This window comes from Streptomyces sp. DH12, assembly GCF_020873895.1.
In the GTDB taxonomy this organism is placed as follows: Bacteria; Actinomycetota; Actinomycetes; order Streptomycetales; family Streptomycetaceae; genus Streptomyces.
This window is the reverse complement of record NZ_JAHWGT010000437.1, coordinates 1-618: the sequence shown is the minus strand read 5'-3', so window position 1 is coordinate 618 and position 618 is coordinate 1. Positions and strand designations below refer to the sequence as shown.

Below are 618 nucleotides of genomic sequence, written 5' to 3'. Positions count from 1 at the left end.
ACGTAGTGCGTGGGCGCCGTGTGCAGGGTCATCGCCGTGCTGCCGATCAGGACGACGGTGACGGCCGCCGCCGTCCGCGTCCACAGACGCGCCCGGCGCTCGCCGCCGACGCGGACCGCAGCCGGCTCCGCCGCCCGCGTCCGCCCGCTGGACGCCAGCTCCGCCAGCCGGTCGTGCAGCTCCCGCGGACCGGCCGGCTCCGGCAGCCGCTCCGCGAGGACCTCACGCGCGTACAGCAGCCGCCCGGCCGCGGCCCGCGTGCTGGCCTCCGTCTCCGCCGCGGTATCCGGCAGGTCCAGGCCGACACCGTCGTACAGCACGAGCGTGCGGCGGTACGGCGGCGGCAGGCTCAGCAGCGCGTCCAGCAGTGCGCGGTCGTGGTCGTCGGGCGGCGGGGGTTCGGGGTGCCGGTAGCGGCGGCGGAAGCGGTGCCAGGGGGAGAGCGCCCAGTCGTGCGCGGCCGCACGCACCCACCCGGCCGGGTCCGGGTCGCGCGCCACCTCCGGCCAGTGGTCCCACGCCCGCTGGAAGGCCCGCTCCACCGACTCGTGCGCGAGGTCGCGCCGCCCGGTGAGCAGGTACGCCTGCCGGACGAGGGCGGGCGCGCAGTACGCGTAC

Annotated in this window: 1 protein-coding gene; it reads right to left on the bottom strand. The window is 78.3% G+C overall.

Going from position 1 to position 618, the window contains the following annotated elements; all coding sequences use genetic code 11:
* On the bottom strand, positions 1-618 hold a 618-nt coding region (locus LPA54_RS35035; RefSeq protein WP_368857888.1), incomplete at both ends, for an RNA polymerase sigma factor.